The organism is Streptomyces sp. NPDC001393 (assembly GCF_053597455.1).
Window position 1 is genome coordinate 1 of record NZ_JBSFIH010000025.1, and the last position, 17,176, is coordinate 17,176.

Genomic DNA, 17,176 nt, shown 5'->3' on the forward strand with positions numbered 1-17,176 from the left:
CCAGTCCCGCATCGCCAGCAGGTCGTGGGTCATGGTGGAGAAGGTGCGTACTTCTTTCCGGCGCCGCTTGCCCGGTCCCGGGATGCGGATGCAGAACCGCGACGTCAGCCGGACAGCCGTAGCCCGATTTTCTCCCCTTTGGGGAGTCGCCGTAAGGCGATCGGATTACTCAATGACCGGGTCAACGCGACGGGCGCCGGCCGATGGTGAGGCTGGCGGGCGCCCGCATAGGCCAAGGCTTTGAGGTCTGACCTCATCCTTATCAGGTCGATCACGGCGCGCCCGGCCGGGCCGCGTACGGGTTGAGGGGGCCGTCGACGTCCAGGAACAGCAGGGGGCGGCTCACGGGGACCCCGTATGGCAGGGCGGGCGGGCCGGGCGCGGAGTTTTCCTGTGGGTCGGCCCGCCGACCGGCGAGGAGACGACCCGGGTGCGCGGGGTTCGCCGAGCGCCGGTCAGGCCGCGACGAGCTTCTCGTAGTGCGCCAGCAGCCCGGCGGCCACCTCCTGGCGGGCGGGCAGCAGTGGGGCGCGTACCGGGCCCGCGGGCAGGCCGAGCCGGGCGAGCAGGGCCTTGGCGGTGACCGTGCCGGGCAGACCCGCGCCCATCATCGCCTCGATCAACGGCGTGGCCCGCAGCTGGAGTTCGGTCGCCCGGGCGGTGTCACCGGCGTCGAAGGCGTCGAGGATCGCGGCGATCCGGCCGGGTACGGCGTTGGCGACCGTGCTCACACAGCCCGCCGCGCCGACCGCGTACAGCGCCAGCACATGCTCGTCGCAGCCCGCGTAGTACGCCAGGTCCGTGTGGGCCAGCACCTTCTGGGTGCCGAGGAAGTCGTAGGAGCAGTCCTTCACGGCCACGATCCGCGGGTGTGCGGCGAGGCGGATCACCGTCTCCGGCTCGATCCGGGTGCCGGTGCGGCCCGGGATGTCGTAGAGCATCACGGGCAGGTCGCTCGCGTCGGCAACGGCGCGGAAGTGTGCCTCCACGGCCTCCTGCGGCGGCCTGCTGTAGTACGGCGTCACCACCAGTACGCCGTCGGCGCCCGCCTTCTCGGCCGCGCGGGTCAGCTCGGCCGTGTGCCGGGTGTCGGCGCTGCCCACGCCCGCGACGAGGGACGCCCGGCCGCCGACCGCCTCGCGGACCGCCGTGATCAGCTCCGCCTTCTCCGCGTCCGTGGTGGTGGGCGATTCGCCCGTGGTGCCGCTCAGCACCAGGCCGTCGCAGCCCTCGGCCACCAGCCACGCGGCCAGCTCGCGGGCACCGTCCAGGTCGAGGGCGCCCTCCTCGGTGAAGGGCGTGATCATCGCGCAGAGGGTGCGGCCGAAGGGGCGGGTGGGGGTGCGTGGGGTCGTCACAGGGGTAGTCTCGGCCGTGGCCTGGTGAAGCTCTACTTAATTTTCCTAAGAGATGTCGTTAAGTGTTGCTGATGTGTAGGGGGTGGTGACCGAAGGCCCTGTGTCCAACTCGGCCCCTCATGGGTCACTATGGCCCAAGGGTCACCGACGTCCGTCATGGGAGGCACCATGAAGCTCGGCAAGGCACTGGCCACCGGAGTCGCCGAGGAGCGGCCGCTCGTCCACGAAGCGGAGACCCCGCTCCCCGAGGAGACCGCCGCCCGCGTCGAAACGGCCGAACCGGCCCGCGAAGAGGTCCCGGCCGGCCGATGAGGCTGCGGCTCCCGGCGGAACGCCCGACGGAGCCGCCGACCGGACACAAGATCGCCCACGCGGTGCTGTCCCAGGACGGCACCCGGGCCGGGTTCACCGGTGTGTCGCTCGGCGGCGCGCTGCCGTACGCCGTGCTCGACGACGCCTCCTGCGTCTACGGCCGGCGGCACCGCCCGCCCGCCCGGCTGTGCGACTGCGGTTTCCACTGCGTCCACGACCGCAGCGCCGCCGAGGCCATGCTGTGCACCGCCGAGCACCGGACGGCCCTCCTGCTGGAGGTCTCCGTGCTCGGCGCCTACATCCGCTTCGAGCGCGGCTTCCGCTACGCCCGGCAGCGGGTGCGCACGGCCACCGCCGGGCCGTGCGCCTGCGGCGCCACCGCCGTCGCGCTCGCCGACGCGGGCTGGGGCAGACCCGGCTGGCGGGCGCTGGTCCCCGTGTGCGCCGGCTGTGTGCGCGGCCGTACGTCCGTCTCGCTCGCCGGGTTCGCCCGGCTGGCCGGAGAGGGGCTGCGGGTCGTGGCGCGAAGCGGCGGCGCGGCACCCCCGTCGGCGGAGTTGGCGCACGGTGCAGAGCTGGGCGTGCCCGAACTCATCGCGGAGGCAGCGCTGTTGCAGGCTCGCCTCGACTGGGTCCAGAGCCAACTCGCGCGACTCGGCGAGCGCGGGAATGGGGGCGCGGGGGCGGGTTGACGAGCTGGCGGACTGACCGTCCTCGTTCCGGGTACCCGCATCTTGGCGGGGCTGTGCGGGGCGGAAGCCCGTGGCGGCCTGCGCGGGGGCGTGGGCTGGTGCCTGCGGCGGCCTGTGCGGGCCGCGTGGGGCTGGTGGCTGCGGCGGCCTGTGCGGGTGCGTGGGGGCTCGGGGCGCGCCTACGGTGGTGTGTGAGTCGGTGCCGCGCCGAGTGGTGTCCGTCCTCGGTCCGGCGCACTGCTTCCGCAGGGGGCGACCGGGTCTTCGCCGGCCGCTGCGGGCGGACACCACCCGCCACGTCCCTTCCCGTCGTTCGCGGCCTCAGGAGGCGTCATGCTCATCCGCCAACCGGACTCCCGCCGCGGTGGTGCACCGCATCCGTGGTCGCCCCGCCCGCCCCCGGGGAGGCGCTCGGCAGTGTCAGGCGCGATCAGGGAAGGGGCACACCGATGAAGCACAGGATTCCGCACGGCTCGGGCGCCAAGGGGCCCGACGAGCTGCGGCACCAGTTCGAGCACGCCAGGCATCAAGTGGGCGACACCGTCGCCCACTTGATGGGCAAGGCGGATGTGAAGGGGCGCGCCCGGGTGCGGGCCGCCGATCTGCGGGACAAGGCCGGCGCCATGACCGTCCAGCTGCGGGTGAGCGCCGCCCAGGCCGGTCACGGCGTGCAGGACCGGGCGGCCAAGGCCGGTCACGCCGTCCAGGGCAGGGCGGCACAGGCGGGGCACGCGGTGCAGGGCAAGGCCGCGCGGATGGGGCACGCGATGCAGGAGCGGGCTGTGCACGCCGGGCATACGGCGCAGGGCCGGGCCGGGCGCACGGGACATGCCGGGGAGGGCACCGTCCCGCAGGCCCTGCTCGGGGCGCTGCGCGCGGGCAGGCGCCATCCGGGACCGGTTGTCGCCGTGGGCGTGCTGGGCGCGGCCGCGGTCGCGGGTGGCGTTGCCTGGCGCAGGCAGCATCACCACTGACCGGTCCGGGCCCTCGCACCGAAAACTCGATCCGTCTGGACAAAAAAAGTTTTCGGTGCGAGGGTGGACGCATGCTGGACGTGACCGTGATCGAGGACCCCGAGGCGGCGGCCGTGTCGCTGGACCCCGTGCGAGCCCGGCTGCTCGCCGAGCTGGCCGCCGAGCCCGCCTCGGCGGCGATGCTGGCCGGCCGGGTCGGACTGCCCCGGCAGAAGGTGAACTACCACCTCAAGGCGCTGGAGCGGCACGGCCTGGTCGAGCTGGCCGGGGAGCGCCGCAAGGGCAATGTCACCGAGCGGCTGATGCGGGCCACTGCGGCGTCGTACGTCATCTCGCCGGCCGCTCTGGCCGCCGTACAGCCGGATCCGGACCGCTTTCGGGATCAGTTGTCCGCGCGTTGGCTGCTCGCGCTCGGCGCCCGCCTGGTGCGGGACGTCGGCGCGCTGATCACCGGCGCCGCCAAGGCCAGGAAGCGGCTGGCGACCTATGCCCTCGACGGGCAGGTCCGGTTCGCCTCCGCCGCCGACCGCGCGGCCTTCGTGCAGGAGCTGACGGCGGGCGTGAGTGCGCTGATCCGCAAGTACGACGCCCCCGACGCCGAGGGCGGCCGCGACCACCGGATCGTCGTCGCCCTCCACCCCACGGTCAAGGACCAGCAGCCCACCCCCGCACTGGAGCAGTGAGCAGGAGCCCCGCCATGTCCAAGGAATTCGAGATCGTCCGCGAGTTCGAGGTCGACGTCCCGCCCGAGAAGGTCTGGGCGGCCATCACCACCGGCACCGGTGGTTATCTGTGGCCGATGGATCCGCCCGAGCCCCGGGAGGGTGGCCGGGGGCCCTTCGGTTCCACCGTCACCGCCTGGGACCCGCCCCACCGGTACACCAATCGTAGTGAGGACGTCGGCTTCCCGGTTCAGTCGGTCAACCAGCTCGACTACACCATCGAGCCCCGCGACGAGGGCCGCCGGGCCTGGGTGCGCTATGTCCACAGCGGCATCTTCACCGACGACTGGAACAACCAGTACGACGGCGCCAGCAAGCACACCAACTTCTACCTGCACACCCTGTGCGAGTACGTGACGCACTTCGCGCCCCGCCCGGTCACCTTCGCCCAGCTGAACGGGCCCGCGGCCTCGCAGACGACCACGGCCCTCGCCGCCGTCGGCCGCGCCCTCGGGCTCGCCGACGACACGACCGCCGGCACGAAGGTCGGCGTCCGGGGACCCGGCGGGCGCATCCTGGACGCCGTACTCGACTACCGCAACCCCTATTTCATCGGGCTGCGCACCGACGACGCCCTCATCCGCTTCTTCGGACGCGGCCACTGGGGCGCCCCGCTCGGCATCAGCATCCACGACTTCGCGCCGGACGCCGACGCCGAGGCGAACGAGAGTGCCTGGCAGGCCTGGCTGAACGAGGTGTTCAGCCAGGCGTGAGACCGGTCCCGGTCACGGGCGGAAGCGCAGCACCTGCGGGTCGTGGTCGCTGATCTGGTCGTTGAACTCCGCGTTGATGTGCACGGAGTCGTAGTCGAAGGCGCAGCCGCGCCGGATCGCCGGGCTGATCAGGATCTGGTCCAGGACCTGCTCGTTGCCCTGGTAGTCGTAGGTGTAACGCTCGCTCTTCGGCAGCGACTTGATCGCCGACCACAGCTCGCCGTCGCCTTCGAGGATCTTCGCGGTCCCGGAGAACTCGAAGTCGTTCATGTCGCCGAGCGCGATGACGTTCGCGTTCTTCTGGACGGCCAGGATGTCCTTGACGAACGCGTTCACCTCGGTCGCCTGCGCGTGGCGCTGGATCTCCGAGCTGCGCGCAGGCGGCTGGTACTGCGAGGTCAGGCCCTGGTCGCCGCCCTTGGAGACCAGGTGGTTGGCGATCACGAAGACGGTCTTGCCGCGGAAGACGAACTGGCCGACGAGCGGCTTGCGGCTGTCCTTCCAGGCCGCGTTCGCCGGGTCGATACGGCCTGGCGAGAGAGTCAGTTCGGCCTTGCCGTTCTCCTTCGTGACGCCGACCGCGGTGGTGGAGTCGCCGCCCGGGCGGTCCACGAAGGACACCCGCTCGGGGTTGAACAGGAACACCTGGCGGATGTTGCCGCCCGGCTCGCCGCCGTCCTGGTCGTTGACCGGGTTGATCGAGCGCCAGTCGTACTTCGGGCCGCCCGCGGCGACGATCGCGTCGATCAGCTTGTTCACGGTGACGCTCGCGTCGACCGTGCCGTCGTCCGTGGCGCCGTTGTCGTCCTGGATCTCCTCCAGCGAAACGATGTCCGGCGACTGCAGGTTGTGCACGATCGCGGCGGCGTGCTGGTCGAAGGTCTTGTCCGACGGGTCGAGGTTCTCGACGTTGTACGTCGCCAGCGCCAGCTCACGGCTCGACTGCTTCCGGGTCGTCTCGCGCTCCAGGCCGCCGCTGTGCAGCGTGCCGAGCTTGCTCGCGACCAGGGTGTAGCCGCCGAACTGGTTGAAGTCCAGCGGGCCGGACGTCGTGCCGGAGAGGGTGTCGCCGACGTTCGCCTTCGGGAAGTCGGCGGTCGAGCCCAGCGACTGGATCTGCAGCCGGCCGGTGTTCCGGGAGTCGTAGGAGCCGTAGACCGTGCCGCCGCGGCGGTTGCGGTGCTCCCAGGGCTTCACCGTGACCCACAGCTCGCTGTACGGGTCGGTGCGGCCGACCACGCGGGCGTTCTCGACCTGGACGTTCATGCCCTCCAGGGACTCGTAGTAGTCCAGGGCGTACTTCGCGGGGTCCAGGGTCAGGCCGTTGATCGAACCGCCGGCCGCGGTGTCGCCCTGAGGCGCGTACGCGTCCGGCACCGAGTCCTCGTCGATCACGACCGGCGCCGGGACCGGGTTGCCGGTGGAGACCGTCGTGATCGTCGGCTTGGTGATCTCCGTGACCGACTGGTTGCCGGAGGACGTGCCGCCCGGGACGTACTCCGAGACCGTGCCGGTCACCGTCACCGAGTCGCCGGCCGCGACCTTGGGCGTGGAGCCGGTGAAGACGAAGACGCCCTCGCTGGTGGCCGGGTTGTCGTCCGGGTTCGGATCCTGCATCCAGAAGCCTCTGGAGGAGCCGTAGGTGCGCGTGGCCGTGACGATGCCGGGCACGTCCGTCACCTGCTGCCCGGCGAACGGCGATATTCGGGTGGTGCCCTGGATGTCGTGGATGCGCACCGAGTCGGCGTGCGCGGGGGAGGTGAGGACGACGGCGGACGCCGCGCTGCAGACGGCGGCGACGGTGAGCGCGGCGAGGCGTGCGGAAGACCTGCTCGGCAAGGGATCCCTCCGGGGACGTGACGATGCGCCGGGACGAGGGTGGAACGGGAGCGTGTGGGGGTCGTAGCCCTCCGTGACACGCGTAGAGCCGAGTGAACAGTTGTCCCCCCAACTTCTACGCGCGTCAATCTCCTGCCTGGCAACGGGAGTTGTCAAGGTTTCGGCCATGTACGGCGGCCGACGTGGAGATGAACCGGGCGGCATGGGTGGAAATCCGTCTAGGCTGAGCGGCTGAGCCCGTTCACGGTCCGAGGAGAACCAGCCGATGTCAGACAGCTCCCCCCTGCCGCCCGTACGGCTGCACCCCGAAGCGGAGCTGGCACGCGCCGCGCTGTCCACTCCGCTGCTCTCCCGCGCCGCCCGCCTCGCCCGCTGGGCCGGGCCCGACACCCGCGTGGACGCCGGCGGCGGACTGGTCGAGGAACAGCTTCCGGCCGCCGCAGAACTGCTCGGACTGAGCGGCGACGACGCCGCCGCGTACGCCGGCGAGGCCTGGCGGGTCGCCGTGGACACCGGACTGATCGAGATCGTGGACGAGGAGAACGGCACGGTCCGGGCCGGCGAGGAGCTGACGCTGCTCACCGGCGGCACCCCGGCCGATGTGCTCGCCGTGTGGCTCACCGCGCTGGAGACCGTCGTCGCCGACGCGAGCGTCCCGGACCTGGACGATCTGGTCGACGCCCTGGACGAGGGCGGCGAGATCGATTTCTCGTCACTCGACTGGGACCCCGAGGCCGAGGCCGAGTTCCTCGACGGCGTCCTCGGCAATCTGTATCTGCTGACGGTGAGTGAGGACGGCCCCGGCGACGAGCCCGTCCCGCTGCCCGCCCTCGCCGCATCCATGATCGTCCCCGACGGCATGGGCGAGCCCACCAACGACGTGCTGGAGCAGGTCTCCGACGCGATGATGCGGCTCGACGACCAGTTCCGGGTGCTGGAGCCGGTCGGGCTCGTGGAGTACCAGCCGGTGGACGAGGCGCTGATGGCCGACACCGAGGAGGAGCCCGCCGCGCCGGTGGACGACACCGATGTCGCGCGCTACGGCATGGTCCGGCTCACCCCGCTCGGCGCGTACGGGCTGCGGGCGCGGCTGCTGGAGGCCGGGTTCCAGGCGCCCGCCGTCGGTGAACTCGCCGACAAGGGCGCGGACGCGCTGCTCGACGGCACGGCCGCGTTCGGCCAGGCGGCGGCGCGCGCCGAGACCGAGCAGTGGCTCGCGCGGCGCGAACCGCTCGCGGCGGCGCGGGAGTTGCTGGCGGCGGCACGGGGTGCGGACGCGGGCGCGCCGCTGCGCCGGCTGCGCTGCCAGCAGGCGCTGTCCCTGATCGGCACGGAGGCCGAGCCGGCCCTGCGGGAGGTGCTGGACGATCCGGAACTGGGCGGCCTGGCCCGGGTGTGGCTCAGTGAGCGGGGTGCGGCTCAGGTGCCGGCGCCGTCCGAGGAGCTGGTGTTCTGGCTGACCATCGACACGGTGGCCGCGCAGCTGGCGGCCGAGGGCAACTCCGAGGAGCTGCAGGCGCTGGTGGAGGGGCTGGCCGCACAGCACAGCGGGTTCTTCTCCGCGGCCTGGCGGGTGGAGCACCCGGCCACGGCCGACGTGCTGGAGGCGATGGGGCGGCTGCACCCGGACAAGAAGGTGGCGAAGGAGGCGCGGAAGGCCGCCTTCAAGGCGCGTTCGCAGCACAGCGCTTGACGTCTCCTTGGGTCTGTCGTGGGCCGGTGCATACGGATTCTTGAACAAGGGCTTCTGTAGCAGCCCGATGTTCAGCTCCCGTTCAGGGTGCGGCGGGAGCGTGTGCGCCGAAACGAGGTCCGCTACCTCCACGGCACTCCGACCGTCTGTAGGAGACACACCATGTCGTTCACCCGCAGGGACTTCGCCGGAAAATCCGCGATCACCGGTGCCGGGGTCGCCCTGGCGGGCAGCGTCGGCGTCCTGGCCTCGGCGCCGAACGCCCTCGCCGCGACGGACGGCGGCAGCGCCGGGGCGGAGCCGGCGCACGGCGGCCACCCCGGCGTCGGCTACGGCCCGCTGGTACCCGACCCGGACGGCATCCTCGCCCTGCCCGAGGGCTTCACCTACCGGATCATCACCCACAGCGGCAGGACCAGGCTGGAATCGGGCGAGTTCACCCCGTCCCACCACGACGGCACCGCCGCCTTCGAGGGCCCCCGAGGCACGACCCTCCTCGTCAACAACCACGAACTGGCAGGCGCCCGCGCCCAGTGGCCGCACCCGGTGCCGCTGACCGAGGGGCTCGTCTACGACCCGGCGGCGGCCGGCGGCTGCACCGTCGTCGAGGTCCGCCGCGGCGGCGAGGTCGCCGAATGGGTCGGCATCGCCGGCACCGCCACCAACTGCGCGGGTGGCAGCACCCCTTGGGGCACCTGGCTGACCTGCGAGGAGACCGAGGACAAGGCCGGCACACACGGCTTCACCAAGGACCACGGCTATGTCTTCGAGGTCGACCCGCAGGACCGCCGGGCGAACCGCGACCCCCAGCCGATCAAGGCCCTCGGCCGCTACGCCCACGAGGCCGTCGTCGTCGACCCCAAGCGAGGCCACCTCTACCTCACCGAGGACGCGGCCGGACCCAACGGCCTGCTCTACCGCTGGACCCCGCCGGAGGGCTTCAGCCACGGTCGCGGCAGGCTGCGCACCCTCACCGACGACGCGGGTGCCCTGCAGGCCTTCAGGTGCTTCGACTCCGGCGGCAGGTACGTGGACGACCTCTCCCGCGCCACGAAGACCGGCACGGTCTACGGCGTCGACTGGATCGACGTCCCCGACCGCGACGCCAGGACCGTCTCCGTCCGCAAGCAGTTCACCGACGGCCGGATCACCCGCGCCCGCAAGCTGGAGGGCATGTGGTGGGGCGACGGCGGCGCCTACATCGTCCCCTCCTACGCCCGCGCGGAGAGCCCGGTCCAGCATGACGGCCAGGTCTGGTTCTACGACCCGAGCCGCCGCACCCTCACCCTGAAGGTCCTCCTCGGCGTGAACCCGGACCCCGCGAAGGACGGCGCCTTCGACGGCCCGGACAACATCACCGTCTCCCCGTACGGCGGCCTGGTCATCGCCGAGGACGGCGAGGGCGTCCAGCACCTGTTCGGCGCCACCGAGAGCGGCCGCACGTACCCGATCGCCCGCAACGAGCTGAACATCGGCACCGAAGCGGAGCCGGAGTACAGCGAGTTCACCGGCGTCACCTTCTCGCCCGATGGCACGACCCTGTTCGCCAACATCCAGACGCCGGGCATCATGCTCGCGATCACGGGGCCCTGGAAGCGGCAGAAGCGGTAACGACGGAAGCGGCACCACACAGCCGAGCCGACCCTACGCCCACCTCGGCGGGCAGCCGGCGCTGAACGCCTGCAGTGCCCTGTTCCAGGCCGACACGGCGCGTCCCGCCGCAGATCGCGCCCTCCCGCCACATGTGTGTTTATGCTCACGCTGAGTAGTCATACTTCACGCTCAGATGAGAAGAGGTCACCGTATGCGCACATTTCAGCGGGCCGCACTCGTGGCGGCCGTGGTGGCGGGACTGTCCGCCCTGGGCGCCGGCGCGAGCTTCGCCGACGGCAACGACGGTCCGTACCAGGTTTCCGCCGTGGCTTCCGCACAGGCCACCGCCGTGGTCACGTGGCAGGCCCCGCACAGGCACGAGGAGTCGAAGCCCGGACACGAACACCATGGGCAGAAGCCCTGCCGCAAGCATCATGAGTCGAAACCGAAACCCTGTCACAAGCACCGCTCCTCCCGCGCCTGGGTCGACGTGAGTACCTGGGTTGGGTGAAGCGGCCGGATCACGCGCCGGGGGCCGGCGGGGCGGTCCCCGGTCGCGTCGAGTCGGCCCCCACACCCCGGACCGCCGTGGTCTGGCTGCCCCCGGCCGAGCTGTGGCCCGCCATCCAGCGCATCCGCGCCGAGCACGACCCGCAGATCCGCCGCTGGCCGCCCCATGTGAACCTGATCTTCGGCTTCGTACCGGAGGAGGACTTCCCGGCGGCGCTCCCACTGCTGTCCGCCGCGGCCGTGGAGTGCGCGCCCTTCGACGTCCGGCTCGGCGGGGTCCGCTCCTTCCGCCACCGGTCCTACTCCACCGTGTGGCTCGACCCCGCGGCGGCCGGCGCCGCGCCCTGGACGGAGCTGCGGCGCGTGCTGGCGGAGCCCTTCCCGTACTGCACGGACCGCTTCCCGCGCTTCACCCCGCACCTGTCGCTCGGCCGCACCCGCGCCCCGGGCGTCCTCGCGGCCGACTGCGCCGCCCGGCTCGGTGTGCTGCACGCACGCGTGGACGAGATCGCCGTGCTGTCCCGCCGTGGCGACGGCCCCATGCGCACGCGGGCCACGATCGGTCTGGGCACCGGCGCCGTACGCCGCCACCCCGGACCGGACCCGGCGGCCGGCGGGTACGAGCCGCCGGATCGGCACTGACCGGGCGGACCGGGTCCCGATAGGGTTCGGGGAGAATCCCCGGTTGGCGAGGAGTTTCTGGATGCCGCAGGTCAGGCCCATGCGCGCAGACGCTCGCCGCAACTATGAGCGGCTGCTGAAGGTGGCGGCGCAGGCCTTCGCCGAGCACGGGGAGAACGCGTCGCTGGACGACATCGCCAAGCGGGCGGGCGTCGGCTCCGGCACGCTCTACCGGCACTTCCCGACCCGGCAGGCGCTGCTGGAGGCCGCGTACCTGGACCGGATCGAGGCGCTGGGCGCGCGGGCCGACGAGCTGGCGGACGAACTGCCGCCGGGTCAGGCGCTGATGGAGTGGCTGGGCGAGGTGTGTGTCGGGGCGATCCAGGTGCGCGGCCTGAAGGCCCTCCTGGGCTCGGCCGTCACCGACGGCAGCTCCGTCGCGGCCACGTCCTGCGGCACCCGTATGCAGGACGCGGCGCGGCGGCTGGTGGCGGCGGCCCAGCGGGAGGGCAGCCTGCGGGGGGACGTCGAGCCGATCGAGGTGCTGCGCCTCGCCCATGGCGTGGCGTCGGCGTCAGAGCTGGCGGACGCGCAGGGCAGGCAGATCCGCCGCTATCTGTCACTGCTGACGGAGGGACTGCGTCCGGCCGGGAAGGCCTCAGAGCCCGGGCGCCCCTGACGCAGGGACGCCCCCGGCTGTCGTACGGCCGTCTACAGAACCCGCGCCCCCGGCTCCACCATGTTCCGCACCGTCCGGGCCTTGACGAAGTCGCCCACCGCCGTCATGTCCCACTCGCCCGAGAACTGGCGGACGAGCTTGGCCATCATCACGCCCGTCTGGGGCTCGGCGTGGGTGAGGTCGAAGCGGACCAGTTCCTCGCCGGTCGTGGCGTCCAGCAGACGGCAGTAGGCCTTGGCGACCTCGGTGAACTTCTGCCCGGAGAAGGAGTTGACCGTGAAGACCAGGCCGGTGACCTCCTGGGGGAGACGGCCGAGGTCGACCGTGATCACCTCGTCGTCGCCCGCGCCCTCACCGGTGAGGTTGTCGCCGGAGTGCCTGATCGCGCCGTTCAGGATCGTCAGCTTGCCGAAGTAGCAGCTGTCGAGGTGGTTGCGCTGCGGGCCGTAGGCGATGACCGAGGCGTCCAGGTCGATGTCCGCGCCGCGGAACGCCGGCTCCCAGCCGAGCCCCATCCTGACCTGGGAGAGCAGCGGGCGGCCGCCCTTGATCAGGGACACGGTCTGGTTCTTCTGGAGGCTGATCCGGCCCTTGTCGAGGTTGATCTTCCCGGCGCCCGGTGCCGGGGAGGGTGGGGCCGGGGGAGGGGACACCGGCGGGGCGGGCGGGGTGATGGGGGTCTGCACGGTGGGTGCCGGCGGAGCCGTCGGCTGCGGCGGGGCCGCCGCCGGCTCCTCCACCGTCACGCCGAAGTCCGTCGCGATGCCGGCCAGCCCGTTGGCGTACCCCTGGCCGACCGCGCGGGCCTTCCAGGCGCCGCCCCGGCGGTAGATCTCCACGACGACCAGTGCCGTCTCCGCACCCAGTCGGGGCGGGGTGAACGTGGCCAGCACCGCGCCGGCGTCCGCGTCGCGGATCGTGGCCGTCGGCTCGATGCCCTGGAAGGTCTGGCCGGGCGCGTCCGGGCTGGCCGTGACCACGATCTTCTCGATGTCCGGCGGGACGGCGGCCGTGTCGACCGTGATCGCGTCCGGGGCCGCACCGCCGCCGGAGCCGTACGTCACGCCAGGCCCCGCCGGCTGGTTGTAGAAGATGAAGTCGTCGTCCGAGCGCACCTTGCCGTCGGCGGTGAGCAGCAGGCCCGACACGTCGAGCCGCACGGGCGCGGCCACGTCCACCGTGACGCGGGCGGCCGGCAGAGGGATGTTCGAGCCAGGGGTCATAGCTGTCATGCCGGGTGAACGAACGACACCGCTTTACCGTTCCCTTACCCGACCCCCATTCGGCTCAGGGCCCCCACCCCGAGCCCGCTCAGGGTACGACCACGATCTTCCGCCCCACGCCCGCCGCGAACTGCTCCAGGGCTTGCGGGTAGCGCGCCAGGGGGATCCGGTCGCTGATGAACACCTGTGGGTCCAGCACCCCGTTCGCGAACAGCTCCGCCGCCCGCTCGAAGCTGTGCAGCACCGCCATGGAGCCGGTGATGGTGATCTCCTGGTTGTAGATGCGGTACGGGTCGATCGTCACCCGGGTCGCGTAGTCGGCCACCCCGAACTGCAGGAACGTACCGGCCTTCGCCACCCGGTCCAGGCCGTCCTGGATCGCCGCCGCGTTGCCGGTCGCGTCCACGACGACATCCCAGCCCTGGGGCCGGTCCAGTTCGTCCGCGCTCGCCGCCGAGGCGGACACACCCAGCTGCCGGGCGGTCTCCAGCCGGGCCGGGTTCACGTCGACCACGTCCACGCTCGCCGCGCCCGTGCGCTTGGCCAGTTCCAGCATCATCAGGCCCATGGTCCCGGAGCCGTAGATCAGCACGTGGGCGCCCAGGCGCGACTGCAGGACGTCGTAGCCGCGCACCGCGCAGGACAGCGGCTCCACCAGGGCCGCGTCCTCGGTGCGCACGTGCTCGGGCAGCTTGACGCAGTTGGCGACGGGGGCGACGGCGTACTGTGCCGCGCCGCCCGCCGTGGTCACGCCGATCGCGGCCCAGCGCTCGCACAGGTTGTTGTGGCCGGTACGGCAGTGCCGGCACTCGTAGCAGTACAGGGAGGGATCGACGGCCACCCGGTCGCCGACCGCCACCTCGGTGACCCGGCTGCCGACGCCGACCACCTCGCCCGCGAACTCGTGGCCTGGGACGATCGGCAGCTTGGGCGCGAACTCGCCCTGGAGGATGTGGAGATCGGTGCCGCACAGGCCGCAGGCCGCCACCTCGATGACGACCTCGCGGGGTCCCGGCGCCGGGTCGGGCACCTCGGTGACGACGGCGCGGCCCACGGACTCGATGACGGCGGCCTTCATTTCACGGCTCCCAACGACAGGCCCTGGACCAGCTTGTCCTGGGCAGCGAACCCCGCGGCGAGCACCGGCAGGGAGACGACGAGCGACGCGGCGCACACCTTGGCCAGGAACAGGCCCTGGCTGGTGATGAAGCCGGTCAGGAAGACGGGGGCGGTCTCGGCGACCACGCCCGTGAGGACCCGGGCGAAGAGAAGTTCGTTCCAGCTGAAGATGAAGCAGATCAGGGCCGTGGCGGCGATGCCGGGCAGGGCGATCGGGGCGACCACGCGCGCGAGGATGGTCGGCAGCCGGGCGCCGTCGATCTGCGCCGCCTCGATCACCGCCACCGGGACCTCGGCGAGGAACGACTGCATCATCCACACCGCGATCGGCAGGTTCATGGAGGTGTAGAGGACGACCAGGAGCCAGATGTTGTCGAGCATCCCGGTGTTCTTCGCGAACAGGTAGATCGGCAGCAGACCGGCCACCACCGGCAGCATCTTCGTGGACAGGAAGAAGAACAGGACGTCCGTCCACTTGCGGACCCGCCGGATGGACAGCGCGTACGCCGCCGGCAGGGCGAGGAGCAGCACGCAGACCGTCGACACCACCGAGGCCACGGTGGAGTTGATCAGCGCGGGCCAGGGGCTCGCGCCGCCGCCCGCGCCGAAGAACTCGCGGTAGCCGTCGAGGGTCAGCGAGGCGGCGAAGGACGGCGGGTTGGTCGCCGCGTCCGCCTCGGAGTGGAAGGACGTCAGCGCCATCCAGGCGATGGGCAGGAAGAACACGATCCCGACGAGCCAGGCCACGAGACCCAGCCCGTTTCTGCGGATCACGGCGTTCATGCGCGGGACACCTCCTCGCGGAACAGGGACGACACCACGCGCAGGGCGAAGGTCGCGATGACGATCGAGCCGATGACCACCAGGACGCCGGCGGCCGAGGCGAGGCCGTTCTCGTGGGCCTGGTAGAAGCTCTGGTAGACGGTGTAGGGCAGGTTGGCGGTGCCGAGTCCGCCGGACGTGATCGTGAAGACCGCGTCGAAGTTCTGGACGATGTAGATCGAGCCCAGGAGGGCGCCGAGTTCGAGGTAGCGGCGCAGGTGCGGGAGCGTCAGATGGCGGAAGACCTGCCAGTCGTTCGCGCCGTCCACCCGCGCGGCCTCGATCTGCTCGGGGTCACGGCTCTGCAGCCCGGCGAGCAGGATGAGCATCATGAACGGCGTCCACTGCCACACCAGGGAGGCCTCGACCGCGAGCAGCGGGGTGTTGGAGATCCAGTCGGGCTGTGGGCCGCCCACATAGTGCAACAACCCATTCAGCAGGCCGTATTCGGGGTTGTAGAGCACATGCTTCCAGAGCAGGGCCGCTGCCACCGGCACCACCAGGAAGGGGGCGATGAGCAGGGTCCGTACGACGCCCCGGCCGCGGAACCTCCGGTTCAGCAGCAGCGCCAGCGCCAGCCCGAGGACCAGGCTGACCAGCACCACGGTCACCGTGAGCAGCACGGTCGTCCAGACCGAGTGGCGCAGATCGGCGTCGGTGAGGACCTGGCGGTAGTTGTCCAGGCCGGTGAAGTGGCGGGCCTTGGGATAGAGGGCGTTCCAGTCGAAGAAGGAGATCACCAGCGTGGCCACGAACGGCAGCTGGGTCACCGCGATCATGAAGACGAGGGCGGGCATGAGGGGGGCCCGGGTGGCCCAGGCGCGCAGGCGGGCGGAGGGCTGCCGCGCGGCGCGTACCGGTGTGGTGGCGAGGGGTGCTGTCGTCGCGGTCATCGTCCCTCGTACTCCTTGGAGATCTTCTCGGCGAGCGCCTGCGAGTTCTTCAGAGCCGTCTCGACGGACTGGCGTCCGGCGACGGCCGCGCTGATCTCCTGGGAGACCTTGGTGCCGAGGTCGGTGAACTCGGGGATGTCGACGAACTGGATGCCGGGCGCGGGACGCGGCTGTACGCCGGGGTCGTTCGGGCGGGCGCTCTCGATGGCCTGCTTGGTCATGTCCTGGAAGGCGGCGGCCGATGCGCGGTACTCGGCGTTGGTGTACGTCGAGGCCCGCTTGCCCGCCGGAACGTTCGGCCAGCCACTGGTCTCGCCGACCAGCTGCTCGTAGCCCTTGCCGGACGCCCAGGACACGAACTTCCAGGCCTTGTCCGGGTTGCGGGAGGCCTTCTGGATGCCCCAGGCCCAGGTGTAGAGCCAGCCGGAGGACGGGGTCTTCTCCACGGGGGCGGGGGCGTAGCCGAGCTTGCCCTGGACGGGGGAGCCCTTCGCCTCCAGCAGTCCGGCCGCGGAGGTGGCGTCGTACCACATGGCGACCTTGCCCTGGGTCATGTCGTTGAGGCACTCGGCGAATCCGGACTGGGCTGCGCCGGACTCACCGTGCTTACGCACCAGGTCGACATAGAACTTCGTCGCCTTCTCGAACTCGGGCGAGTCGAGGTGCGCCTTCCAGTTCCTGTCGAACCAGGTGCCGCCGAAGGTGTTCACCACCGTGGTCAGCGGCGCGATCATCTCGCCCCAGCCGGGCAGGCCGCGCAGACAGATGCCCTTCATGCCGGGCCTGGCACCGTCCACCTGGGCGGCGAGGTCGGCGACCTGCGCCCAGGTCGGATGCGCCGGCATCGTCAGGCCCTTCGCCGCGAACACGTCCTTGCGGTACATCAGGAAGGACGACTCGCCGTAGAAGGGCTGGCCGTAGAGCTTGCCGTCGGAGGCGGTCAGGGACTGGCGCATGGGCCCAAGGACGTCCTGTTCGTCGTACGAGGGGTCCTTCGCGACGTACGAGTTCATCTCGTGCAGCCAGCCGTTGCGGGCGTAGATCGGTATCTCGTAGTTGCTCAGGGTCGCCACGTCGTACTGCCCGGCCTGGTTGGCGAAGTCCTGGCTGATCTTGTCGCGGACGTCGTTCTCGGGCAGGACCGTGAAGTTGACCTTGATGCCGGTCTCCTTGGTGAAGCGAGGGGCGAGCTTCTGGAGTTCGGTCATCTGGGGGTTGTTGACCATCAGCACGTTGATGGAGTCGCCGCCGGAACCGGACCCGCCCGCACCGACCCAGCAGCCGGAGAGCAGCGGGGCGAGCAGCGTCCCTGCGGCGGCCATGGCGAGCGTGGCTCGCGGCCTCCGTCGGCTCTGGGTTCGCATGGATCGCTCCTGGAGATATCTGGATATAAAGGGCACTTGGAGGTGTGAA

Annotated in this window: 17 protein-coding genes; 10 read left to right on the forward strand and 7 right to left on the reverse strand. The window is 71.4% G+C overall.

Going from position 1 to position 17,176, the window contains the following annotated elements:
- Positions 1 to 455: 455 nt before the first annotated feature.
- Positions 456 to 1,358, reverse strand: coding sequence for a 4-hydroxy-tetrahydrodipicolinate synthase (dapA, locus tag ACWC2T_RS25030; RefSeq protein WP_450672589.1), 903 nt, complete (start codon positions 1,356 to 1,358; stop codon positions 456 to 458).
- A 168-nt stretch (positions 1,359 to 1,526) separates the two neighbouring features.
- Between dapA and ACWC2T_RS25035 the strand changes: the two genes are divergently transcribed.
- The 5 genes from ACWC2T_RS25035 (at position 1,527) to ACWC2T_RS25055 (ending at position 4,771) form a co-directional block, all read left to right on the forward strand.
- The gene (locus ACWC2T_RS25035; protein ID WP_450672590.1) at positions 1,527 to 1,670 is read left to right on the forward strand and encodes a hypothetical protein; all 144 of its coding nucleotides are present in this window, start codon (positions 1,527 to 1,529) and stop codon (positions 1,668 to 1,670) included.
- Complete coding sequence (locus tag ACWC2T_RS25040) at positions 1,667 to 2,362, forward strand: hypothetical protein (RefSeq protein ID WP_450672591.1); 696 nt, start codon at positions 1,667 to 1,669, stop codon at positions 2,360 to 2,362. Before ACWC2T_RS25035 ends, ACWC2T_RS25040 begins: the two co-directional genes overlap by 4 nt.
- Before the next feature lie 449 nt (positions 2,363 to 2,811).
- A complete protein-coding gene (locus ACWC2T_RS25045; protein WP_450672592.1) occupies positions 2,812 to 3,336 on the forward strand; it encodes a DUF3618 domain-containing protein in 525 nt (174 codons plus the stop codon).
- Between the two features lie 71 nt (positions 3,337 to 3,407).
- Positions 3,408 to 4,019 carry an ArsR/SmtB family transcription factor gene (locus ACWC2T_RS25050; protein WP_450672593.1) on the forward strand — a complete coding sequence of 204 codons (612 nt, stop codon included), beginning with the start codon at positions 3,408 to 3,410 and terminating at the stop codon, positions 4,017 to 4,019.
- 14 nt (positions 4,020 to 4,033) lie between these two features.
- Entirely contained in the window at positions 4,034 to 4,771 is a 738-nt protein-coding gene (locus ACWC2T_RS25055) for an SRPBCC family protein (RefSeq protein WP_450672594.1), read from the forward strand.
- 12 nt (positions 4,772 to 4,783) lie between these two features.
- Here ACWC2T_RS25055 and ACWC2T_RS25060 read toward each other — a convergent pair whose 3' ends face one another.
- Complete coding sequence (locus ACWC2T_RS25060) at positions 4,784 to 6,610, reverse strand: endonuclease/exonuclease/phosphatase family protein (protein ID WP_450672595.1); 1,827 nt, start codon at positions 6,608 to 6,610, stop codon at positions 4,784 to 4,786.
- 265 nt (positions 6,611 to 6,875) lie between these two features.
- Between ACWC2T_RS25060 and ACWC2T_RS25065 the strand changes: the two genes are divergently transcribed.
- The 5 genes from ACWC2T_RS25065 to ACWC2T_RS25085 all read left to right on the forward strand — a co-directional run bounded on the left by ACWC2T_RS25065 (position 6,876) and on the right by ACWC2T_RS25085 (position 11,706).
- A complete protein-coding gene (locus ACWC2T_RS25065; RefSeq protein ID WP_450672596.1) occupies positions 6,876 to 8,303 on the forward strand; it encodes a hypothetical protein in 1,428 nt (475 codons plus the stop codon).
- A 162-nt stretch (positions 8,304 to 8,465) separates the two neighbouring features.
- Entirely contained in the window at positions 8,466 to 9,914 is a 1,449-nt protein-coding gene (locus tag ACWC2T_RS25070) for an alkaline phosphatase PhoX (RefSeq protein ID WP_450672597.1), read from the forward strand.
- Positions 9,915 to 10,107: 193 nt separating this feature from the next.
- Positions 10,108 to 10,407, forward strand: a complete 300-nt coding sequence (locus ACWC2T_RS25075; protein WP_450672598.1) for a hypothetical protein — start codon at positions 10,108 to 10,110, stop codon at positions 10,405 to 10,407.
- On the forward strand, positions 10,404 to 11,048 hold the full coding sequence (locus ACWC2T_RS25080; protein ID WP_450672599.1) for a 2'-5' RNA ligase family protein: 645 nt from the start codon (positions 10,404 to 10,406) through the stop codon (positions 11,046 to 11,048). Before ACWC2T_RS25075 ends, ACWC2T_RS25080 begins: the two co-directional genes overlap by 4 nt.
- Before the next feature lie 61 nt (positions 11,049 to 11,109).
- The gene (locus ACWC2T_RS25085; protein ID WP_450672600.1) at positions 11,110 to 11,706 is read left to right on the forward strand and encodes a TetR/AcrR family transcriptional regulator; all 597 of its coding nucleotides are present in this window, start codon (positions 11,110 to 11,112) and stop codon (positions 11,704 to 11,706) included.
- Positions 11,707 to 11,738: 32 nt separating this feature from the next.
- Here the strand turns inward: ACWC2T_RS25085 and ACWC2T_RS25090 are convergent, their stop codons facing one another.
- The 5 genes from ACWC2T_RS25090 to ACWC2T_RS25110 all read right to left on the reverse strand — a co-directional run bounded on the left by ACWC2T_RS25090 (position 11,739) and on the right by ACWC2T_RS25110 (position 17,127).
- Complete coding sequence (locus ACWC2T_RS25090) at positions 11,739 to 12,929, reverse strand: TerD family protein (RefSeq protein ID WP_450672695.1); 1,191 nt, start codon at positions 12,927 to 12,929, stop codon at positions 11,739 to 11,741.
- Between the two features lie 88 nt (positions 12,930 to 13,017).
- Entirely contained in the window at positions 13,018 to 14,007 is a 990-nt protein-coding gene (locus ACWC2T_RS25095; protein ID WP_450672601.1) for a zinc-dependent alcohol dehydrogenase family protein, read from the reverse strand.
- Positions 14,004 to 14,831: a carbohydrate ABC transporter permease gene (locus ACWC2T_RS25100; protein WP_450672602.1), complete on the reverse strand. Its 828-nt coding sequence runs from the start codon at positions 14,829 to 14,831 to the stop codon at positions 14,004 to 14,006. Before ACWC2T_RS25100 ends, ACWC2T_RS25095 begins: the two co-directional genes overlap by 4 nt.
- A complete protein-coding gene (locus ACWC2T_RS25105; RefSeq protein WP_450672603.1) occupies positions 14,828 to 15,763 on the reverse strand; it encodes a carbohydrate ABC transporter permease in 936 nt (311 codons plus the stop codon). The genes ACWC2T_RS25100 and ACWC2T_RS25105 overlap by 4 nt, the downstream gene beginning before the upstream one ends.
- Positions 15,760 to 17,127, reverse strand: coding sequence for an ABC transporter substrate-binding protein (locus ACWC2T_RS25110; RefSeq protein WP_450672604.1), 1,368 nt, complete (start codon positions 17,125 to 17,127; stop codon positions 15,760 to 15,762). Before ACWC2T_RS25110 ends, ACWC2T_RS25105 begins: the two co-directional genes overlap by 4 nt.
- Positions 17,128 to 17,176 lie beyond the last annotated feature (49 nt).

Excerpts from the sequence above, each read along its gene's own strand:
- ACWC2T_RS25040 (WP_450672591.1), top strand. The coding sequence starts at position 1,667 with ATGAGGCTGCGGCTCCCGGCGGAACGCCCGACGGAGCCGCCGACCGGA.
- ACWC2T_RS25065 (WP_450672596.1), top strand. The coding sequence starts at position 6,876 with ATGTCAGACAGCTCCCCCCTGCCGCCCGTACGGCTGCACCCCGAAGCG.
- ACWC2T_RS25045 (WP_450672592.1), top strand. The coding sequence starts at position 2,812 with ATGAAGCACAGGATTCCGCACGGCTCGGGCGCCAAGGGGCCCGACGAG.
- ACWC2T_RS25095 (WP_450672601.1), bottom strand. The coding sequence starts at position 14,007 with ATGAAGGCCGCCGTCATCGAGTCCGTGGGCCGCGCCGTCGTCACCGAG.
- ACWC2T_RS25050 (WP_450672593.1), top strand. The coding sequence starts at position 3,408 with ATGCTGGACGTGACCGTGATCGAGGACCCCGAGGCGGCGGCCGTGTCG.
- ACWC2T_RS25090 (WP_450672695.1), bottom strand. The coding sequence starts at position 12,929 with ATGACCCCTGGCTCGAACATCCCTCTGCCGGCCGCCCGCGTCACGGTG.
- ACWC2T_RS25055 (WP_450672594.1), top strand. The coding sequence starts at position 4,034 with ATGTCCAAGGAATTCGAGATCGTCCGCGAGTTCGAGGTCGACGTCCCG.
- ACWC2T_RS25035 (WP_450672590.1), top strand. The coding sequence starts at position 1,527 with ATGAAGCTCGGCAAGGCACTGGCCACCGGAGTCGCCGAGGAGCGGCCG.
- ACWC2T_RS25085 (WP_450672600.1), top strand. The coding sequence starts at position 11,110 with ATGCCGCAGGTCAGGCCCATGCGCGCAGACGCTCGCCGCAACTATGAG.
- ACWC2T_RS25075 (WP_450672598.1), top strand. The coding sequence starts at position 10,108 with ATGCGCACATTTCAGCGGGCCGCACTCGTGGCGGCCGTGGTGGCGGGA.
- ACWC2T_RS25110 (WP_450672604.1), bottom strand. The coding sequence starts at position 17,127 with ATGCGAACCCAGAGCCGACGGAGGCCGCGAGCCACGCTCGCCATGGCC.
- ACWC2T_RS25100 (WP_450672602.1), bottom strand. The coding sequence starts at position 14,831 with ATGAACGCCGTGATCCGCAGAAACGGGCTGGGTCTCGTGGCCTGGCTC.
- ACWC2T_RS25105 (WP_450672603.1), bottom strand. The coding sequence starts at position 15,763 with ATGACCGCGACGACAGCACCCCTCGCCACCACACCGGTACGCGCCGCG.
- ACWC2T_RS25070 (WP_450672597.1), top strand. The coding sequence starts at position 8,466 with ATGTCGTTCACCCGCAGGGACTTCGCCGGAAAATCCGCGATCACCGGT.